The organism is Streptomyces sp. C36, assembly GCF_040932295.1.
Lineage (GTDB): Bacteria > Actinomycetota > Actinomycetes > Streptomycetales > Streptomycetaceae > Streptomyces > Streptomyces triculaminicus.
Genome location: NZ_JBFQGI010000003.1, coordinates 754,533 through 774,239 on the forward strand (window position 1 = coordinate 754,533; position 19,707 = coordinate 774,239).

22 protein-coding genes are annotated in these 19,707 nt (G+C 70.4%); 15 read left to right on the plus strand and 7 right to left on the minus strand.

The window, feature by feature from the left end:
• Window positions 1-8: 8 nt before the first annotated feature.
• From AB4K12_RS13110 to AB4K12_RS13120, 3 genes are read right to left on the minus strand one after another with little or no spacing between them, the layout of a single operon-like run.
• Entirely contained in the window at window positions 9-839 is an 831-nt protein-coding gene (locus AB4K12_RS13110) for a carbohydrate ABC transporter permease (RefSeq protein WP_368434363.1), read from the minus strand.
• Window positions 839-1,714, minus strand: a complete 876-nt coding sequence (locus AB4K12_RS13115; RefSeq protein ID WP_368434364.1) for a carbohydrate ABC transporter permease — start codon at window positions 1,712-1,714, stop codon at window positions 839-841. The genes AB4K12_RS13110 and AB4K12_RS13115 overlap by 1 nt, the downstream gene beginning before the upstream one ends.
• Before the next feature lie 7 nt (window positions 1,715-1,721).
• Window positions 1,722-3,017 carry an extracellular solute-binding protein gene (locus tag AB4K12_RS13120; RefSeq protein WP_368434365.1) on the minus strand — a complete coding sequence of 432 codons (1,296 nt, stop codon included), beginning with the start codon at window positions 3,015-3,017 and terminating at the stop codon, window positions 1,722-1,724.
• A 149-nt stretch (window positions 3,018-3,166) separates the two neighbouring features.
• Between AB4K12_RS13120 and AB4K12_RS13125 the strand changes: the two genes are divergently transcribed.
• From AB4K12_RS13125 to AB4K12_RS13135, 3 genes are all read left to right on the plus strand, one after another.
• Complete coding sequence (locus tag AB4K12_RS13125) at window positions 3,167-4,216, plus strand: LacI family DNA-binding transcriptional regulator (protein ID WP_368434366.1); 1,050 nt, start codon at window positions 3,167-3,169, stop codon at window positions 4,214-4,216.
• A gap of 144 nt (window positions 4,217-4,360) precedes the next feature.
• On the plus strand, window positions 4,361-4,522 hold the full coding sequence (locus AB4K12_RS13130; RefSeq protein ID WP_368434367.1) for a hypothetical protein: 162 nt from the start codon (window positions 4,361-4,363) through the stop codon (window positions 4,520-4,522).
• A gap of 818 nt (window positions 4,523-5,340) precedes the next feature.
• A complete protein-coding gene (locus tag AB4K12_RS13135) occupies window positions 5,341-6,246 on the plus strand; it encodes a helix-turn-helix domain-containing protein (protein ID WP_368434368.1) in 906 nt (301 codons plus the stop codon).
• Between the two features lie 122 nt (window positions 6,247-6,368).
• On the opposite strand, the gene AB4K12_RS13140 is transcribed toward AB4K12_RS13135, so the two are convergent.
• The 3 genes from AB4K12_RS13140 to AB4K12_RS13150 all read right to left on the minus strand — a co-directional run bounded on the left by AB4K12_RS13140 (window position 6,369) and on the right by AB4K12_RS13150 (window position 9,019).
• Window positions 6,369-6,887, minus strand: a complete 519-nt coding sequence (locus AB4K12_RS13140; RefSeq protein ID WP_368434369.1) for a hypothetical protein — start codon at window positions 6,885-6,887, stop codon at window positions 6,369-6,371.
• A gap of 537 nt (window positions 6,888-7,424) precedes the next feature.
• On the minus strand, window positions 7,425-8,000 hold the full coding sequence (locus AB4K12_RS13145; RefSeq protein ID WP_368434370.1) for an HD family hydrolase: 576 nt from the start codon (window positions 7,998-8,000) through the stop codon (window positions 7,425-7,427).
• Between the two features lie 20 nt (window positions 8,001-8,020).
• Window positions 8,021-9,019: an XRE family transcriptional regulator gene (locus AB4K12_RS13150; protein WP_368434371.1), complete on the minus strand. Its 999-nt coding sequence runs from the start codon at window positions 9,017-9,019 to the stop codon at window positions 8,021-8,023.
• 663 nt (window positions 9,020-9,682) lie between these two features.
• On the opposite strand from AB4K12_RS13150, the gene AB4K12_RS13155 reads away from it, so the two are divergent.
• From AB4K12_RS13155 to AB4K12_RS13185, 7 genes are all read left to right on the plus strand, one after another.
• A complete protein-coding gene (locus AB4K12_RS13155) occupies window positions 9,683-9,967 on the plus strand; it encodes a hypothetical protein (RefSeq protein WP_368434372.1) in 285 nt (94 codons plus the stop codon).
• Between the two features lie 143 nt (window positions 9,968-10,110).
• A complete protein-coding gene (locus tag AB4K12_RS13160; protein WP_368434373.1) occupies window positions 10,111-10,386 on the plus strand; it encodes a hypothetical protein in 276 nt (91 codons plus the stop codon).
• An 83-nt stretch (window positions 10,387-10,469) separates the two neighbouring features.
• Complete coding sequence (locus AB4K12_RS13165) at window positions 10,470-10,634, plus strand: hypothetical protein (protein ID WP_368434374.1); 165 nt, start codon at window positions 10,470-10,472, stop codon at window positions 10,632-10,634.
• Window positions 10,635-10,694: 60 nt separating this feature from the next.
• Window positions 10,695-11,849, plus strand: a complete 1,155-nt coding sequence (gene amcB / locus AB4K12_RS13170) for a cyclophane-forming radical SAM peptide maturase AmcB (protein ID WP_368434375.1) — start codon at window positions 10,695-10,697, stop codon at window positions 11,847-11,849.
• Complete coding sequence (gene amcA / locus AB4K12_RS13175; RefSeq protein ID WP_368434376.1) at window positions 11,846-12,040, plus strand: multiple cyclophane-containing RiPP AmcA; 195 nt, start codon at window positions 11,846-11,848, stop codon at window positions 12,038-12,040. The genes amcB and amcA overlap by 4 nt, the downstream gene beginning before the upstream one ends.
• 72 nt (window positions 12,041-12,112) lie before the next feature.
• The gene (locus tag AB4K12_RS13180; protein ID WP_368434377.1) at window positions 12,113-12,799 is read left to right on the plus strand and encodes a pentapeptide repeat-containing protein; all 687 of its coding nucleotides are present in this window, start codon (window positions 12,113-12,115) and stop codon (window positions 12,797-12,799) included.
• A gap of 112 nt (window positions 12,800-12,911) precedes the next feature.
• Entirely contained in the window at window positions 12,912-13,622 is a 711-nt protein-coding gene (locus AB4K12_RS13185) for a hypothetical protein (protein ID WP_368434378.1), read from the plus strand.
• Between the two features lie 543 nt (window positions 13,623-14,165).
• Here the strand turns inward: AB4K12_RS13185 and AB4K12_RS13190 are convergent.
• Complete coding sequence (locus tag AB4K12_RS13190; RefSeq protein WP_368434379.1) at window positions 14,166-14,363, minus strand: hypothetical protein; 198 nt, start codon at window positions 14,361-14,363, stop codon at window positions 14,166-14,168.
• 263 nt (window positions 14,364-14,626) lie between these two features.
• Between AB4K12_RS13190 and AB4K12_RS13195 the strand changes: the two genes are divergently transcribed.
• From AB4K12_RS13195 to AB4K12_RS13215, 5 genes are read left to right on the plus strand one after another with little or no spacing between them, the layout of a single operon-like run.
• Entirely contained in the window at window positions 14,627-16,225 is a 1,599-nt protein-coding gene (locus AB4K12_RS13195) for an ABC transporter substrate-binding protein (RefSeq protein WP_368434380.1), read from the plus strand.
• A gap of 35 nt (window positions 16,226-16,260) precedes the next feature.
• Window positions 16,261-17,229, plus strand: a complete 969-nt coding sequence (locus AB4K12_RS13200) for an ABC transporter permease (RefSeq protein ID WP_368434381.1) — start codon at window positions 16,261-16,263, stop codon at window positions 17,227-17,229.
• A 15-nt stretch (window positions 17,230-17,244) separates the two neighbouring features.
• Complete coding sequence (locus tag AB4K12_RS13205) at window positions 17,245-18,072, plus strand: ABC transporter permease (protein ID WP_368434382.1); 828 nt, start codon at window positions 17,245-17,247, stop codon at window positions 18,070-18,072.
• A gap of 38 nt (window positions 18,073-18,110) precedes the next feature.
• Window positions 18,111-19,028 (plus strand): ABC transporter ATP-binding protein, encoded by a 918-nt coding sequence (locus AB4K12_RS13210; RefSeq protein WP_368434463.1) that lies wholly within the window; start codon window positions 18,111-18,113, stop codon window positions 19,026-19,028.
• A complete protein-coding gene (locus AB4K12_RS13215) occupies window positions 19,021-19,698 on the plus strand; it encodes an ABC transporter ATP-binding protein (protein ID WP_368434383.1) in 678 nt (225 codons plus the stop codon). Before AB4K12_RS13210 ends, AB4K12_RS13215 begins: the two co-directional genes overlap by 8 nt.
• Window positions 19,699-19,707 lie beyond the last annotated feature (9 nt).

Here is a 19,707-nt window from a genome sequence, read left to right on the forward strand (position 1 = left end):
CCGTCCCTTCAGCCTTTGACGGCGCCCTCGCCGACGCCGCGGAAGAAGTACCGCTGCAGGCAGGCGAACATCACGACGAGCGGGGCGACCGCGATGATCGTGCCGGCGGCCACCAGTCGGGGGTTCTGGGCGAACGTGCCGTGGAGGAAGTTCAGTCCGACGGTCAGCGTGAACCTCTCCGAGTCGGAGAGCACGATCAGCGGCCAGAGGAAGTCGTCCCACGCCCCCATGAACGAGAAGATCGCGACGACCGCCAGCGTGCCCCGCACCGACGGCAGCGCGATCCGGGTGAACCTCTGCCAGACGTTCGCCCCGTCCACGACGGCCGCCTCCTCGATCTCGTGGGGCACGGCGGCGAAGGCGTTCCGCATGAGCAGGACGTTCAGGGCGCCGACCGATCCGGGCAGGACGACGGCGGTGAGGGTGTTGTTCAGGTGGAGATCGCGGACCATGGTGAACTGCGCGATGATCACGGACTCCAGGGGCACCAGCAGCGCCAGCACGAAGGCGTGACCGGCGACCCCGCGCCCCCGGAAGCGCAGCCGCGCCAGCGCGTAGCCCGCCATCGACGCGCCGGCGAGATTGGTGAGCACGCTCGCCACGGCCACCTCGAGGGAGTTCAGCGCGTAGTCCCAGACGGGGATGATGTCCGCGACCTCGGCGTAGTTGCCCGCCGTGGGGTGCGCGGGCAGGAAGCGCGGCGGCGAGGTGTAGACGTCCTCCGTGGTCCCCTTGAACGAGGTGGACAGCTGCCACAGGAACGGGCCGACGGTGACGGCCAGCACGAGGAGCATCAGGAGGTAGCGCAGCGCCTTCTCCCAGCCGGGCGTGCGCCGCATCAGACCTCCTCCGCACGGTCGGCGCGCAGCACCAGGAGCATCAGCAGCAGCGTGATGACGAAGACCACCAGCGAGAGGGCCGAGGCGTAGCCCACCCGTCCGTTCAGCCCGGTGCCGGTGCGCTGGACGAGCATCACCAGCGTGGTGTCCTGCCCGGCCGGCCCGCCGGTCGGCCCGGCCATCAGATAGACCTCGGAGAAGACCTTGAACGCCGCCACCGACGACAGCGCGCCGACCAGCACCATGGTGGAGCGCACGGCCGGCACGGTCACGCTGACGAAGCGGCGCAGCGCGCCCGCCCCGTCGACGGCGGCCGCCTCGTGCAGCTCGCGCGGGACGTTGCCCAGCGCCGCGAGGTAGATGACCATGTAGTAGCCCAGGCCCTTCCAGACCGTGAGCGCCATGGCGCTCAGCAGCAGCGCCCACGCGTCGCCCAGGAAGTGCACCGGCCCGGCCCCGAGGGCGCCCAGAATGCCGTTGACCAGGCCCCGGTCGTCGAGCATCCACACCCAGATCAGGGCCGCCACGACGACGGACGCGACCACGGGCGTGTAGAAGGCGGAGCGGAAGAACACGACGCCCGGCAGCCGCTTCTGCACCAGCAGCGCCAGCAGCAACGGCAGAAGCACCGTGAACGGCACGACGAGGAGCACGTACAGACCGCTGTTGCGCAGGGCGACCCAGAACTGTTCGTCGGCCGCCAGGGCGCGGAAGTTCTCGAGCCCCACCCACCGGCCGGGCGTGAGCGTACGGGCATCGGTGAACGCCGTGCCCACCGTGCTGAGGAAGGGATAGAGACTGAAGGCGGCGACCACGGCGAGCCCCGGCAGCAGGAACAGCCAGGGACTGAGCGCCCGGTGCGTACGTCGCGGCACGGCGGGGTCAGCCCCGCTCGAGGAGCGCGTTGCTCTGTGCGGCCGCGTCGTCCAGCGCCCGGCGGGGGGACTTCTTTCCCTGCAGGGCCTTGGCGACCTCGTTCCTGAGCACCGTCTTCATCTCGTCGCTCATCACGACGGGCGTGTAATTGACCGCTCCCTGGAGCATTCTCGCCGACGCCACCCGGACCCGGCCCGCGTCGGTGCCGTCGTCCCGCGTCCAGTACGGGTCCTGGAGCGAACCCCGGGTGCTGGGGAAGACGGCGACCTTGTGCGCGAACGCCTCCTGCTTCTCCCGCCCGGTGACGAAATGGGCGAAGGCGACCGCGGCGGCCTTGTGCCGGCTCTTCTCGCTCACCGCCAGGCCCATCACGTACATGTTGGGCTTCCCCGTGTTGTTGGGGGCGTCCGTGATGCCGAGGCCGCGGTAGAGGCCGGGCGCGTTCTTCTTGAACGTCTCCAGGTCATGGGCGCCGCCGGGATTCATGGCGACCTTCTGCTCGAGGAATTTCTGCCCCGCCTTCTCCGGCGTGTTGGTGAGCGCCTGCGGGTCGAGGCCGCCGCGGTCGTAGAGCTCCTTGTATCTGCCGAGGAGTTCCACGCCCTTCGGCTCGTTGTAGGTGAACTTCGTGGCGTCGTCGTTCATCAGCCGCACGCCGTAGCGCCCGAAGTCCTCGATCGTGGGGGCGCTCGCCAGGGTGGCGGCGCTGCCGCCCGGCGCGGCCGCCAACCGGTGGGCGGCGGCGAACAACTCGTCGTACGTCCTGGGGGGCTTCTCGGGATCGAGGCCGGCCTTGCGGAAGAGCGCCTTGTTGTAGAACAGCGGTCCGGTGTTCAGATACCAGGGAAAGGCGTACGCGCCGGACAGTCCCGGCAGCACATTGCCCTGCCACGCCTCCGGCGTGTACTCGCCCTTGAACCGCGCCGCCGCCTTCTCCTTGTCCAGGTTCATCAACAACCCGGCCCTGGCCAGCGGATAGGACAGGTCGGGGGAGACGTTGACGACGTCCGGCAGCGTCCCGCCGCCGGCGTCGGCGCTGAGCTTCTCGGCGTAGTGCTCGGCGGGCTGGTCGACCCATTTGACCTTCACATCGGGGTACTTCTCCTCGAAATCCCTCACCACGCCGTCGAAGTAGTCCTTGAAGTTCGCGCGCAGATTCCAGGTCTGGAAGGTGATGCGGCCCTCCGGCTTTCCGTCCGCACGTGAACCCCCGCCGCCGTCGTCCCCCGGCCCGCAGGCGGTGAGCAGCAGCGCTGCGGCGAGAAGCGGCACGGCGACGGGTCTGGACCGGCGTATGGGCATGGCGGGAGGAACTCCTTCGATCGGGTCGGCAGGAGGCAGGTCAAAACCTGCACCCGGTAGGGGAGTTCGTCAATACTGCCGCCACGCGCTAATGCGCTTTAGTGTGGTGGCGCCGGTGTCCCCGAAGCGTTCCGGCGGGAAGGACAGCCATGCGCCGCAGGCCGGCCCGCAGGCCGACGATGAAGGACATCGCGCGCCGCGCCGGCGTCTCGGAGAGCGCGGTGTCCTTCGCGCTCAACGACCGGCCCGGCGTCTCGGAGGCCACCCGCGAGCGCGTCCGCCGCGTCGCCGAACAGCTCGGCTGGCGACCCAGCACCGCCGCCCGCGCGCTGTCCGGCGAGGGCGCGGCGACCGTCGGCCTCGTCCTCGCCCGCCCGGCCCGCACCCTCGGCGTCGAGTCCTTCTTCCTCCAGCTCCTCTCCGGCGTCCAGGAGACCCTCGCCGGCCACGGCCTCGGCCTGCTCTTCCAGGTCGTGGAGGACCTGGACGCCGAGTGCGCCGTCCACCGCCGCTGGTGGGCCGAACACCGCGTGGACGGCCTGCTCGTCGTCGACCCCCGCGACGGCGACCCCCGCCCCGCCCTCCTCGCCGAGCTGGGCCTGCCCACCGTGATCGTCGGCGCCCCCGCCGCGCCCGTCCCGCCCGGCGCGCCGATCTCCACCGTCTGGGCCGACGACACCGGCGCCATGGCCTCAGTCGTCGACCACCTCCACCACCTGGGCCACCGCCGCATCACCCACATCGCGGGCCTGTCGGAGCTCTCCCACACCCGCCGCCGCATCGACTCCCTGCGCACCGAGGCCGCCCGCCGCGGCCTGGCCGACGCGGTCTCCCTCCCCACCGACTACTCCGACGCCCAGGGTGCCGAGGCCACCCGCCGCGCCCTCTCCGCCCGCCGTCCCCCGACCGCGATCGTCTACGACAACGACGTCATGGCCGTCGCCGGCCTCGCGGTCGCCGCCGAACGCGGACTGGCCGTCCCCGCCGACCTGTCCATCGTCGCCTGGGACGACTCGGCCCTCTGCCGCAACACCCACCCCACCCTCACCGCCCTGACCCGCGACACCCCAGCCTTCGGCCGCCACGCCGCCCACCACCTCATCACCCTCCTCGCCGGCGCCCCCCCGACCAGCACCCAGGACACGGTGCCGCGCCTGTGCCGACGAAGCAGCACGGGGACGGCGGCCCCGAACGGGTGAACGGCACGTACACACCAGATCCCCTGGCACGTCCCGCTGTCCGCGCTGCTGAAGACGTCCGTGCCGCACGGGCCCAACAGCCCGCAGTCCGAGGTCGCAGGCGTGCTGGAATCGTTCACTGAGTGATTCGGGGACGAGGCGGCCATGCTCCCGCTCCTGTGGTCCGAGGGCCACAAGGAGTGCGAGGAGGCCAGGGAACGGGCGTGCAGCGAGCCGGACATGGCCGCGCACCTGGTGTCGTACGGCATCACCGACGGGAACTGGGCCCCGCGGATCCACGCCATGCGGGCCCTGGTGCTGAGGTGAGGCCGCTGCCGGCCCAGCGGCGGGGGGTGCAGACCGTCTGCGAGCACCTGGGCGACCTCCAGGGCGGTGTGGTGATGCCCACCGGCAAGGTCCTCCTCTGCCAGAGCCCACCCGGCTCGGCAGTGGCCGTCCGCGCTCGCTCCTGGAGCGCCGCCTCATACTCGCCGCCTGGTCCCGCGCCCGCGTCCCGTGACCTCGCCCGGCTCCCCGGAGCCGGTCCCGGTCACTTCTTCCGCGACTTGGTCAGCTTCTCCTTGGCCTCCTTCAATTCCTTCTGAAGAAGCAAAAGCCGTCCGCCTGCCGTCCACTCTCCCTGATGCCTCCAACAGCGCGAAGTCCCACGCCTGACCGGCAGCTTGCACGGCTTACCGGCCCCGGTCCGCGCGCCACAGCGCTGCGGGACCTTTGCCACCCTCATCCGCCTCCCGCCCGATCCCCAAGGCGCCCCGACCTCGGAACGCAGAGCCAACTCTCCTCCTGCCGCGTAGGCGGCAGCCAGGGCGCATACCCGGTGGAGCAGCGGCACGACAAGGGCACACGACGCCGGCCTCGCCCTGTTCGCCGCTGCCGCCCAAGCGCTAAGAAGGCGCCTTGTGAGGCGTCGTTGACACGGCCTCTGACCCGCAACAAACGCTGGATCCTGACGCTCTGTCGGCGCAATTCCCGGCGCTTTCGGGAAGACGGTCCAGGAGGCTGAGGCCAAAGCTGGATGACCAGTTGGACGCCAAGCTACGCTCACCGATCACAACCCCATAAACAGGTGACCCCGGCGGTGCTACCAACACCCCGGGGCCCGACACCGAAGAGGTAGATCTTCGATGCGTATCCACCTTAGCGCGCGCAAGCGTGCCTTCACGGTGCTGGGCAATGAGGTCCTACGGGACCGGAGGCTCAGCTTCACCGCCCGCGGGATCCTCGCCTTCCTGCTGTCCCTGCCGGACGGTGCCCGGGAGGACGTCCGCACCCTCGCTGACAAGAACCCGGGCCTGGGCCGCCGGGGCGTCGCCAAGGCCGTCGAGGAGCTGATCGAGCTCGGCTACTACGTACGCCGCACGGTTCGGGACGAGGAGACGGGCCAGGTCCAGACCGAGACGTACGTCTTCGACACCCCGCAGCCTGCCGGGGCCCCGTTTCCCGTGCCGGCGGGAACCGGTGAGGCGGAGGCCGGGAAGGCGGGAGCGTTCCCCAAGGGGAACAAGAACCCGGAAGAAGAACCTCCCACCCCGGCGCCCGCCGGGCGGGCGGGGGAGGAGGCCTCCATGGTTGACGACACGGGCCGCGCAGCCGCGCTGCTGGCGAGGCTCGGGACCGCCGAGCCGAAGCTCACCCTAGGCACGGCAGAAGCGCTCGCCCTGGCTCCCCTGGCCGCCCCCTGGCTGGAGCGCGGCCTGTCCGAGCTGGAGATCCGGAACCTGCTCACCGCCGGCCTGCCGCCGACCGTCCACTCGCCACGAGCCCTCCTGGCCGACCGCCTGATCCGCAAGCTGCCCGCGCCGCGCACTCGCCGGGACGCTGCCGCACCCGCGGCTCCCCTGGCCGAATGCGGGGAGTGCCGTGATCCCCTGCCCCGCGGCCAGCAGAGCAGCATCTGTGCTGCCTGTGCTGGTGTCGCGGCACTCTCCGGCCCTGCTGCAGTCGGAGGCATGGGACACGTGACCGACCACGTGGCCGCCCTGCGAGCGGTATTGCGCGGTCGGCGCGTCCTTCCCACTGCCCACGCTTGAAGTGGTCTCGTCAGCACGTCACCCCGACTGGCCTTGGCGTAGTGCAGAAATGGGCAGAGAGCAGCCACGCCGGCTCAGGAGCGATAAGTGGTGCGTTGTCACTCGGCCCCGGCGGCTGGCGCCTAGTGCCCTCTCAACCGACGGTTCTCTGCTTCGAGCTCCGCGACGCGGCGTTCCAGCTCTACCCGAGAGGGCTTCCTTTGCCGGGTGGGAGCGACCGTTCCGCTGCGGGCCCTGGGCGGCTCGGCGGCCAGTCCGATCGGTTCGTAGGCCACGATGCGGGCAGGGTCCTTCCCGCACTCCGGACACCGCATGGAGGACGATCCATGCTTCGTGGGCTCATCGTTCTCGCAGTGCCGCTGGGTCTCGGTGATGTGGCCGCAGTACAACCGGACTCGCCACCGCATGATCTCGTGATCAGGGTTCTTGAAAGAGAGCATCAGTTCCAGAACCTCCTGCCGTCGTGCATCTGCACGCTGCTTGAGCTCTGGGTCGGCAGCCTCGGCGGCGCGCCACTCGGCAGCCTGCCGCCCCACGGCATCACGGATCTGGTCGGCGACCTTCTGGCCACTGTGGTCGCGCCGGGTCAGCTGGTACTCCTCGAGGGGAGTCCCATGGCTTCTGTATTCGCTCTCGCGCATGTGCTCGACCGTAGCCAGGCCGGTGCGCCGGCGCCGGAACTTCTGTGAGATTGCGGGAGGAGGTGCAAGCCAGCCGATGTCCCAGCGGGATCGCCTAGAGCTGACTGCAGTCTGCTGCCGAGTGTTCAGGGCTGGACAGGTGGTACCACGACCCCACACGGGTGGCGGTTTCGGTGCACCCTAGCGCTGGATGCCTCGTGTTCTCCTTCACGCTGCGTCGCCATATTGGCATGGCCGTCGCATGACGCAGGAGGGAAACGGGCAGGTCCGAGCTCAACTAAGTGTGCCGTACCGCGCCCGGCTGAGTTCGATGTTCGCTACCAACGCGTTCGCTGTTCCGTATGTATTTCGGCCAGTTTCGTCGACAAACTCAGCCCCGCAGATGACCTCCTGGACACCCTCCGTTCCATGCTCCTCGACTACGGGGAGAAGGAACTGGCGGACCAGATACCTCTCGGAGAGCCAAGGAAGTCGGGGTGATTCAGTTGCAGACTCAGCCGCTGTGAACGACACGTGTGGCTGGCCGACATGACCTTGTCAGGGAAGGTAGGTGCGCTGCCATTCGAGAGAGGACATGGTCTGCGCGGCCTCGGCGAGTGCCAGGGCTGAGGGTGTCTTGAGCTTGGCGCGGGTGCTGTCGACCCATTCCTGGGCGTTGCGGTAGCCCTGCTCCAGGTACTCCAAGCCCTGGATCATGCACTCGAGCTTGTCGGCGTCGCGCGCGACTCTCACTTCGAGCGTGTCGCCGTTCTCGTACTCCTGGACGATGGCCTGGATGCCTGCCGCGACGGCCGGGTGGGCCTTCGAGACCTGGTCGGCCGTGACGCGTTCGTTGCCGGCCGCGGTGACGTACCTGCGGCCGATCCACGGGATGTCGCCGACGCGGGTCTCCTGGGTGTCGTGGAAGGTGCACAGCAGGGCGACCTTCGAGGGGTCGGCGCCTTCCATCATGGCGAGGACGGACCCGATGACGGCGGTGCGGAAGCTGTGTTCGGCGATCGTCTCGGGGTCCTTGACGCCGGCGATCCACCACCCTGAGCGCTTCATGCGCTTGAGGGCGCCCACTTCCATCATGTAGCCGACAGTCCCCTTGTCGTGCTGTTCGTCAGACATACGACCTACCCCTCCGTGGATCATGGACTGCTCAGCTTCAGACCGTAGTGCACGGCATCGAGCTCGCGCCGGGCTTGTGGTGAGATCTGGCTGCCGTCCAGGAGGATGGTCACTCGCCGTCGGAGCTCTGCTCCGAGCTGCGGGTCGGCCGACAGCGACCCCGGCCGCGAGGCGATGAGTGCCCACACGGAGTGCACATTCAGGTCGACGCAGCCCAGCGCCGGGTCGAGGCGGTCCGCAAGGCCGCGCAGCAGAGCTCCGGCGTCCCAGCGGTGCGGTGAGCGCTCAGTCATGAACGAGTCGTCGGGATAGGGGGAGCGGTCGAGGCCGAGCCAGTGCGCCCAGTAGTTGAGGTTGGCGATCTCGCCCGCATCGCCTCCCATAGCGCGCTCGATGAAGCCGTGCAGAACGTCCAGTTCTCCGTACCGGGTCAGGGACGTGGCCACGGAACGTGCGTCGGCCCACCGCGGTGACCAAGCGGTATGGGAGAGATGGAGCGGGTGTCGGGAGCGCAGATCGTCTAGCCACGTGTGCGTGTCCGGGGCGGGGTCGTAACTGCACAAGTACAGGGCTTGGCGGCGGAGCAGCGCGCCGGGCTCTCCCGCGTGGTCGGCCAGCTCGGCACATCGGCGCATGTGGGTGTGGAACTGCTCCAGCAACGCCGGCGGAAGAAGAGGGCTGTCCCGGGCAGGGCCACGACGGCGCGGGGGCTCGACCATGGCGGGCGGTACGGCGGCCGGGGCTGCTCCGGTAAGGGCCCAGGCGATCATGTGGGTCGAGGTTCGGGTGAGCACCCAACTCGCCAGAGGGTGCGTTGTGAGATCGCTGCGACAGCCGACGTCGTTCAACGCGTGGGCGATGACCGCGTCTGCCTCCATCGCGGAATCGAAGAGGGTGAGCAGGGCCTGCTCGGCCCCATGGGTGAGGAGACTGCGGCGCAGGGCCAGGAACTGCCCGGCGGCCATGGCGGTCAAGGGCCGCCGCCCGCTTTCCCAGCCCTGCACGGTGGTTGTGTCCACGCCGAGCAGCTCTGCGAGTCGCTGCTGCGTGCAGGGCAATCGCTCCCGGACGATCTTGAACAGGTGCCCTGCTACTAACCCTTCGAGGGCTCGCTCACGGGAACGCCGACTCGTGGTCAGTGTTCCCGTGGCCGGACTGTGGCGCGGTGGGGTCATCGCCTGTTCTCCACTAGCGCGACTGGAGTGGAACTCGTACAGAGGGTCAGTTTCCGGAGTCCGTGGCCAACCGTAGGTTCAACGCATGGGGCACACGGCACGCACAGTCGAAGCATAACCGCGCACAGTAGCGGTTGTGTGCGCCCGGCCCCGGCACCAGTGGACAGGAGGAGGAGTACCCGTGCGCGACGAAACAGAGGTGTCTTGGAGGGAGCCCCGGGCATCGGATCAGGCGGGTGAGAAAGAGGCGCCCCGGGGTCCTCGGGCGGGTCGGGATTTCGAGAAGGACGATGTCGTCCGCGACACCCGCAGGGGCCGCATCGGCATCGTCATGGACAACGTCGGTCCCCGATACCAACTCCGCCCACCCGCAGGTGGCCGGGAGTGGGAGGCCGCCGTGGCCGACATGGAGCAGGTCCCGGCCTCGGACCGGATGAAGGCGAGAGTCGCCGAGACGAACGCGGCCAGCCACCAGCGAGGCGGGGTAATCCTATGAGCCTCAAGTCGGTGTTGTTTCACGGTCGGTGGTTCCTCACCCCGGACACGGAGCCGGACGCCCGGCCCTTGACGCACGCCCGGACCTGCGTGGTCTGTATGGAGGAGATCGCTGATCAGGACCGTGACCCGGTGAAGGCCGGGGCGCAGAGCCCGGCCGACGTCAGCTCCGAGGCCACACAGCGATGGGTGTTCGGGCATCTGGCCAAACACCCCGGCCACCTGACTTACGACGTGATCATCAGCCGCCTGTACCGGGCATACCTCGCGGGCCGGGCCGACGGGGAGCCGATGTGACCCACACTCCTGCGCCTCGGGCCGGGCACCGGTACTGGTGCGAGCTGAATGCGGAAGCAGCCGACCGGTCGCGGATCGTCCCCCTCGCAGGCGAGCCGACCACAACCCGTCCCTTGGCCGTGCGGTGGCTGAGATGGCACGCCTTGTATGCCGCCCAGCGGATAGACCCGGCCCCCGAGGACGTGTTGCACCTGGGAGCGATCACCGCTGGCCGCCCCTTGGGCGAGGGCAACTCTGTCCAGATCCTGAGGATCTGGGAGGCCGACGTCGCGGCGCACGAGCGGGCCATGGACGAGCTGCGGGCCGGCGCCCGCGTCGAACTGGTCGTGACCGGGCCGTACGTGTCGCTCACAGCGACGCCACTGCATCCAAAGGCCAGGCAGCTTCGGGAAGCCCGGACCTTTGTCCGGGCGGCCTGACATGACCCCCAGAGCCCAACAGGGCGGTCTCGGACCCGTGCGCTGCCTTCACCCCCCCCGAGTCGTGCACTACCGAGGACGGGGTGGCCACCTGCTGGTGCGGTGCCCAGATTTTCACGGACTACCAGGCGCTCGGCGGAGCGGTGCTGGACGTGGGCGAGCGCCCGCCCGACCTGCCCGCCGGGCGCACGAACAGTGGCACCGGAACCGGCACGCTCACGTTCGGCAGCACGACACAGGGTCCCTGACTGCCGGAGGCGGCCAGTGTCCGCGGCAACTGCACGGATCGCGAAGATGAGGAGGCTCACATGGCACAACGCTCCGCTGACGGGTTACGCCGCTTGTACGACCGGTGGTTCGCATCGACGCCGCAGACGGTCGTGCTCCAGCCGACGAGTTTCTGCAACATGGACTGCACCTACTGCTACCTGCGGGATCGGGGCCTGAAGAACGACATGCTGCCCGTGACCGCCGGTGCCGTGGCGGCATCGGTCGACGAGCTGGCCGACGGCGGTCAGCCGCTGGGGCTGGTCTGGCACGGCGGGGAGCCCCTGACCCTAGGGACGGAGAAGTTCACGGCTCTGCTGGCCCCGTTCGAGACCCTGCGTAGGGAGGGCCGGGTTCAGCACTATGTCCAGACCAACGCCACCTTGCTCAACGACGCCTGGTGTGACCTGCTGGAGGAGTTCGAGTTCCGCGTCGGGGTGAGCATCGACGGCCCGGTGGCCCTGAACACCCAACGGGTGGACCGCCGGGGCCGGCCTGCCTTCGAGCGGGCGGTGCGGGGCATCGCCCGTCTGCGGGAGCGGGGCATCGGGTTCTCGGTCATCGCGGTGGTGGGCAAGGAGGGCATCGGCCGCCCGGAGGAGCTGCTGGACTTCCTCGCTGCTCTCGGCTGTCACTCGCTGGGCTTCAACATCGAGGAGACCGAGGGCGTCAACACCGAGCGCCGCCCGCCCACCCGTGAGCAGGCCGAGGACTTCTGGCGGCGGGTCCTGGCCTGGTCCCGCGAGCACGATGGCCCGGTGCTGAGGGAGCTTGAGCGGCTCTCCGAGTACCTCAGCTTGGCCCGAGGCGGGCGCAAGGCCGAGTGGCACAGCCGCCTGCTCGACCCCATCCCCACCGTGACCTGGAACGGTGACGTCGTGTTGTTGTCGCCGGAGCTGGCGGACACCACGGACGGCGCATACAGCGACTTCCTGGCTGGGAACGTACGGGAGCAGACCATCGCACAGATGCTGCGGCAGGCGCCCCGCCTGCGCTACGTCCGCGACTTCCTGACCGGCCTCGAGCTCTGCCGGACCGAGTGCGAGTTCTTCGACTTCTGTCGCGGGGCCCAGGCCGGCAACCGCTACTTCGAGAACGGCAGCCTGGCCACCACCGAGACGAACTACTGCCGCGTCTCCTGCCAGGCCCTGGTCATGGCCCTGTCCACCACCGTGAAGAAGGAGCACGCCGTATGACACTGCTGGAACAGCTCACGACCACCGACGCAGCCGTGGTGCGCGAATTGATCGCCGCGTACGGACGTCCGCCGGGCGGAACCGTCCACGCCAAGTTCGACAACCGGCCCACCTGGGACAACTGGTCGAACACACCGGCGGTGACCTTCAACAATCAGCCGACCTGGGACAACTGGAATAAGAAGAAGTAGGCCGCCCCTCCCGGTGGCACGCCCGCACGGACGCGGGTGTGCCACCCGCTGGACACCGTGAAGGAAGAGCGCATGGAATCGCGCAAGGTACGCCGTGTGAGCGTGACCCTCCCCGCCCTGGACGAGCCGGGCCTGTACCTGTCGAACGTCACGTCGCTCGAAGGCGGCCGGGGCAGAGTTGCGGAGTTCCAGTACGCCGACCAGGACCTGCGCGAGCTGGACCTCGCCGGCGCCCACCTGCTGGACGGCCGCATCCAGCGCGTGCGGACCCAGCGCGCCAGGCTCCACGAGGTACGGGCCGACTCGGTGCAGTTCTCCGACTGCGACCTGTCCTCGCTGACGTGGTCAGACAGCAAGCTCTCCCGCGTCACGTTCAGCAACTGCAAGATCATGGGCGCCCTGTTCGAGGATGTCGCCCTGGAGAACGTCCTCTTCGAGAACTGCAAGTTCGACTACGCCACCCTCGACCGCCTCCGCGCCACCGGCCCCGTGATCTTCTCCAAATGCACCCTGCGGGAGGCGACGATCAAGGCGTGCGACCTCAGTGCGGTCGCCTTCGACGCCTGTGACCTGCGGCTGGCCGAGTTCGAAGGCGGCAAGTACCGCGACTGCGACCTGCGCGGCAATGACCTGAGCACCCTGCGGGGTGTGGCCGCGCTCAAGAAGGTCCTCATCGACCGTGCGCAAGTCGCCCAGCTGGCCGAGGCGCTGGCGTCCGAGCTGGAGGTCACCTACGGCGAAGACCTCGACGACGACTGACCCCTGCTGAGGAGCGAGAGGGACGGCCATGTCAGTGAGCCTGGCGTTCAGCCGGAACGGAAACCTGCGAGAACGGTGCGAGATCGGCTCCGTCCAGATTAGCCGCAGGGAGATGGACTACGACGAAGGAGCCGTCGTGCCGGTCGGCGATTGGCGGCCACTGAATGCGCGGGAAACGCAGTGGCTTCAGGCCAAGCCGGGCATCCCCGAAAGCACCCAGGTCGAACTGGTACATCAGACCCTGCCGGTCACCCGCGCAGCAGGGGATCTTCACGCGGCCGCCGCCGGCTTCTACCCGTTCGCCGACCGCTGGCCCGCCGACTTCTTGGGCTGTGCCACGAACCCTGAAGACGCACGCACCACCACCGAAGACCCCGCAACTGGGCGACGCCTCGGCCTCCATGTGGACAACTGGGACCGGCTCCCGTACGGGGCCCGGCACGAAGGCCGCCGTCGGCTCTGCCTGAACCTCGGCCCTGGAACCCGCTATCTACTCCTCGGCGACCGGGACATCGAAGAGATCTTCCGAGCCGTGCGGCCGGACCCGGAACAGCGCTATCCGCACACCGACGACGTGAGGCAGTACGTCGTCCGGGGGCGGCCCCTGCAATGCCTGCGTATCCGTCTGGAACCCGGGGACGGCTACATCGCGCCCACTGAACTTCTGCCGCACGACGGCTCTACTTCGGGAGTGGGGTGGCCGTCCACCGCGGCTTTCTGGCTCGGCCGGTGGGCCAATCTGGCGCAGGGAGGAAGTAGCGCGGCCCCGTCAAGGCGGTTGGGCCCGTACACCGCTGATCAGAGCCCCATACGCCAAGAGTAGCCGGTGGGCGGCGTCATCTCCGGTGACCGGCACGGGATCTCCACCTTGAGCGGGCCCTGTGCTGGCCCCGCCACCCAGCTGGAGTGACTCTTCGCTGATGCGGCCACTGTTCAACATCCACCGTGATCGTGTCTGTGAACGGGGAATCGTGCTGATGCTGTCTTCGTGCGCGTCAGCTCTTATGCAGCCGAGGCAGCTGGCTTCACTGCTTCCGCCCCAACTTGCTCCTGCTGCGGAGGCACTGGAGGCGTTGGCGACCTGGCTGTCCACGGTGGTTGCGGCGGACCGTGCGGGCGTGGGGTGCAGGCTACCGGGAGGCGGTAGCGGGGTGGCCCGGAGGCTGGTCGTGGGGGGTACACGCGGGCTTTCTGCGGGGCTGAGGTGAGGGTGACTGCTGGCGGTGGGAGAGGCGTAAGCGCTCTCTCCAGGTGGAGCGGGAAGATCATGTGGCCGGTGTCGAGGTCCAGCGGGTGGCCTGCCCTGGGGCTACTGAGGTCCGGCCGTACTGGGAGCGCCGTTTCTCCGAAGAGTCCGCCCCGCGGCTCACGGCCGGCGGTACGCGTCCGGATCGACTCCCGGTGCGGGGTCTCTGGCGATCGTCACGTAGGCGGGGTATTCGGGATCCCCTGCTTCGATGATCGCGAAGAGGTCCAGATCGTGCCTGCAGAAGCGGTGCAGGTACTGGAAGAAGGTCTCCAACTCCTGCTTGGACAGGGGCTCGTCATGTTTCTCGTTTCGCACGACGTCACGATACGAGCACGCACGGCCCCTGAGGTCCCCGTGCGTCCTGCGCGCCATTGCCGGCCAGGGCGGGCGCTCGCTTTTCCCTGATTGCACCCACCGCTGTCCCCGGCTCCCCATCTGGCTCCCCGGACGCCCCCAAACCCCACCCCCACCGCCCCTGACCTGCACCGTCACCACCCCGCCGCCTCCGCGCCACTTTGCCTGTTGTTTAATTGCAATTCGTTCGCAATAGCAACAGATCTTGAACAGAGGTGTAGGGCATGACGGCCCGGTCCATACGGGGAGTGGCCGCCACGGCCATGGCAGGCGTACTCGCGGCGGGGGCGGTGGCCTGCTCGGCGCCCGGGGCCGGGGGTGAGGGGGGCTCCGGTGGGAAGGAGTCGCTCGTGGTGGGGCTCGCCAACGAGCCCGAGACGCTCAGCCCGCTCCTCGGCTACGGCAAGGACGGGAACTCCAAGGTCTTCGACGGGCTGCTGCGTCGTGACGCCGCCATGAAGCTCCGGCCCGCCCTCGCCGCCGAGCTGCCCAAGGTCACCGACGACGGGCGGACGTATACGTTCGCACTTCGCCACGGTGTGAAGTTCAGCGACGGCGAGCCGTTCACCGCCAAGGACGTGGTTTTCACCTACCGGACCATCCTCGACGAGAAGACCAACAACGCCGCCAAGGGCGAGCTCGACGCGATCGACAAGGTGACCGCCGAGGGCGACGACACCGTCGTCTTCGCGCTCAAGTACCCCTACGCCCCCTTCGCCGAGCGCACGGTCCTGCCCATCGTCCCCGAGCACGTGGCCAAGGGACAGGACGTCAACACCGGCTCCTTCAACACCGCGCCCGTCGGCACCGGGCCCTACGTGCTCACGGGCTGGAGCAAGGGCGAGAAGCTGACCTTCAAGGCCAACCCCGGCTACTGGGGCGGCGAGCCCGCGGTCAAGAAGATCACCATGGCGATCGTCAAGGACGACGACGTGCGCGCCACCCGGCTGCGCTCCGGCGACCTCGACGGCGCCATCCTGCCGCCCAACCTCGCCAAGGGCTTCAAGGGCGACAATGCGAAGCGGACCATCACGGCGAAGACCACCGACTTCCGCGGCGTGACCCTGCCCACCGCGAACGAGGTCACCGGCGACACCGCCGTCCGCCGCGCCCTCGACCTGGCCGTCGACCGCGAGGCCATGGTCGACAAGCTGCTGGAGGGCGCGGGCCGCGCCGGGTACGGGCCGGTTCCCACCGGCAGCGAGTGGTTCGCCAAGGGCACCGAGCGCCCCCACGACCTGGACAGGGCGAAGAAGCTGCTGGACGACGCGGGCTGGAAGCCCGGCGGCGACGGCGTCCGGGAGAAGGACGGCCGGCGCGCCGCGTTCACCCTCTGGTTCCCCGCGGGCGACAAGCTCCGCGAGGAGCACGCCCTCGCCTTCGCCTCCGACGCCAAGAAGGCCGGCATCAAGGCCGAGGTGCGCAGCGGCACATGGGAGGTCATCGAGCCGCGGATGAAGGACGACGCGGTCCTCGCCGGCGGCGGCAACCCCGCCGACCCCGACTTCGACCTCTACAACCTCCTGCACTCCTCCCTCGCCCTCGACGGCTTCAACAACATGGCCGCCTACGCCGACGCCGACGTCGACAAGGCCCTGGAGGAGGGCCGCCGCAGCGGCGACAAGGCCGCCCGCAAGGCCGCGTACGACAAGGTCCAGCGGGGCCTCGCCGACAACCCCGGCTACGTCTTCCTCACCCACGTCGACCACCTCTACGTCATGAACGACGCCTGGAAGGACCTCACCACCCAGGTCGAGCCCCATGACCACGGCCTCGGCGCCGGCCCCTGGTGGAACGTCGAGGACTGGCAGCCGAAGAAGTGACCCGCGGCACCACCACCGGCCTCCCGTGGGGGCCCATGGCGCGCATGACGGGGCGGCGGCTGCTGGCCGCCGTCCCCCTGCTGGGCGCGGTGACCTTCGGGGTGTTCGCCCTCGCCGCCGCCTCGCCCTTCGACCCCGCCCAGGCCTACGCCGGCTCCGCCGGGCTCGGCGCCCGCCAGGACGTACTGGACCAGCTGCGCGAGAACCTCGGCGCCGACCGTCCCCTCCTCTCCCGCTGGTGGGAGTGGCTGAGCGCCGCCCTGACCGGAGACCTGGGCGACTCCGTCTCCCTGCGCCAGCCGGTGAGCCAGGTCATCGGCGAGCGCATCGGCTGGTCCGTGCTGCTGTGCGGCGTCGCCTTCGTGCTCGCCGTCGTCGTGGGCACGACGCTCGGCGTGCTCGCCGCCCGCCGCCGCGGCGGCCTCCTCGACCGGGTCGTCACCTCGCTGGCGTACGCCCTCGAGGCGGCGCCGCCCTTCTGGCTGGGCCTGCTCGCCATCTGGTTCTTCGCGATCCGGCTGGGCGCGCTGCCCGCCGGCGGCCTCACCGACACCGGCGCCGACGTCGTCACCGCCGGGCAGGTCGCCTCCCATCTCGCCCTGCCCGCCGGCGTGCTGGCCGTCACCCAGCTGCCGTGGTTCGTGCTGTACGTACGCCAGGGCGTCGGCGACGCGCTGGCCGAGGATCCGGTGCGCGGCGCCCGCGCCCGCGGGCTGAGCGAGCGCACCGTCCTGCTCGGCCACGCCCTGCGCTCCGGACTGCTGCCCGTCCTCACCCTCATCGGCTCCCGTGTGCCCGAACTGATCACCGGTGCGCTGCTGGTCGAGACGGTGTTCAGCTGGCCCGGCATCGCCTCGGCGACGGTCGAGGCGGCCACCAAGGTCGACTTCCCGCTGCTCGCGGCCCTGACCGTGCTCGCCACGGCCGCCGTCCTGCTCGGCAACCTCCTCTCCGACCTGCTGTACGGACTGGCCGACCCGAGGGTCGCCCATGAAGGAATGTGAAGGAATGTGACCGCGATGGGTAACCGGATCACGCGGCTGCGCGCCTCGGGACTGGTCGTGGCCGCCGTCGTCCTCGCCGTCCTCGTCGTGCCGGTCGCCGTCCCCCTGGACGAGCAGGCCGTCGACCTCGCCGCGAAGCTGACGCCGCCCAGCCCGTCCCACCCCTTCGGCACCGACGAGGTGGGCCGCGACCTGCTGCTGCGCTGCGTCTACGGGCTGCGCGTCTCGCTGCTGGTCGGCGTCGTCGCGGCCCTCGTCGCGACCGTCGTCGGCACGGCGGTCGGCGCGCTGGCGGGGGCGCTCGGCGGCTGGGCGGACCGGGTGCTGATGCGGATCGTCGACCTCTTCTCCTCCGTGCCGCACCTGCTGCTCGGCATCTTCGTCGTGGCCCTGTTCCGGCCCGGCGTCTGGCCCGTCATCGCCTCGGTCGCGGTCACCCACTGGCTGTCGACCGCGCGGATCGTCCGGGCCGAGGTGCTCTCGCTGCGCACCCGCCCGTACATCGACGCGGCCGTCTCGGGCGGCTCGTCACGGTGGCGTGTCGCCGTGCGGCACCTGCTGCCCGGGGTGCTGCCCCAGGCCGGGCTCGCGGCCGTCCTGATGATCCCGCACGCCATCTGGCACGAGTCGGCCCTGTCCTTCCTGGGCCTGGGCCTGCCCACCCACCAGGCCAGCCTCGGCAACATGGTCAACAGCGCCCGCGGCTCCCTCCTCGCGGGCGACTGGTGGCCGACCCTCTTCCCCGGCCTGTTCATCATCGTCCCCACCCTGGCCGTGGCGGGCCTGGCCGGCGCCTGGCGCGAACGGCTCGACCCGCGCCGCCGATCGGAGCTGACGCTGTGACCGTTCTGGACGTACGCGCTCTGTCCGTACGATTCCGCATGCGCGGCGGCCGGGAGGTCGCCGCCGTCACCGAGGCGTCCTTCCGGCTCGGCCCCGGGGAGTGCCTCGCCCTCGTCGGGGAGAGCGGCTGCGGCAAGTCCGTGCTGGCCTCCGCCCTGCTGGGACTGCTGCCCGGCAACGCGCGCACCGAGGGCAGCGCCCTGCTCGGCGACCTCGACCTGCTGGCCGCCGACGAGCGCACGCTCGCCCGCACCGTACGCGGCCGCCGCGTCGGACTCGTCCCCCAGAGCCCCGCCGCGCATCTCACCCCCGTCCGCACCGTGCGCTCGCAGCTCGAGGAGACCGTGCGGGAACTCACCGGCGTCCGCGGGCGCGCCCTGCGGCCGGCCGCCGAGGCGGCGGCCGACCGGGCCGCCTTCCCCGCCGGGCACCTGGACCGCTACCCCCACCAGCTCTCCGGCGGCCTCGCCCAGCGCGCGGCCACCGCGCTCGCGCTCGTCGGCGACGCGCCCCTGCTGCTCGCCGACGAACCCACCACCGGCCTGGACCGCGACCTCGTCGACCGCACCGTCGACGAGCTGCGCCGGCACGCGGACGCGGGCCGCGCCCTGCTGATGATCACCCATGACCTGGCGGCGGCGCACCGGATCGCCGACCGCGTGGCCGTGATGTACGCCGGCCGCATCGTGGAAGTCGCCGACGCCGCCGCCTTCTTCGGCGGGCCCGGCCCCCGCCACCCCTACGCGCGCGGGCTGCTGGACGCCCTGCCGGAGCGGGCCTTCACCCCCATCCCCGGCATGCCCCCCGAACTGGGCGACCTGCCCGAAGGCTGCGCCTTCGCCGCCCGCTGCCCCCGGGCGGCGGCCGGCTGCCAGGCCGTTCCCCGCCTCGCCGACGGCGTCGCCTGCCATCACCCCCACCCCCACCCGTCCGCCCGGGAGGCCTCCCGTGCTTGAACTGCGCGGCATCACCGCCGGCTACGACCCCCGCGACCCCGTCGTACGGGACGTGTCCCTGACCGTCGCCGACGGCGAGGCGGTGGGGCTGCTCGGCCCCAGCGGCTGCGGCAAGTCCACCCTCGCCCGCGTCGCCGCCCTGCTGCACCGGCCGACGGCCGGAACCGTCGTCATCGACGGCGAGCCCGCCCGTGGCTGGCGCCACCGCGCCCCGCGGGAGCAGCGCACGGCGTTCGGCGTGGTCTTCCAGCAGCCCCGCCAGTCCGCCGACCCCCGGCTGCGGCTGCGCGACGTGATCGCCGAGCCGCTGCGCGCGGCGGGGCGGTCGCGCGCCGAGGCGGCGGCCCGCGTGGACGAACTGACGGCCGCCGTCGGCCTGTCGGAGGACCTGCTGGCCCGCCGCCCGCACGAGGTCAGCGACGGCCAGCTGCAGCGCGCCTGCCTGGCGCGGGCGCTCGTGCCGCGCCCCCGCTGGCTGATCTGCGACGAGATGACCGCGATGCTGGACGCGTCGACGACGGCCGCGCTGGTCGCCGTCGTCGAGGACTACCGGCGCGAGAGCGGCGCCGGACTGCTGGCCGTGGGCCACGACGCGGCGCTGCTGGACCGCTGGTGCGACCGCACGGTCCGCTGGGCCTCCCTCGTGCCGGGCACGGCGGATGCCTCGTGAGGCCTCGTT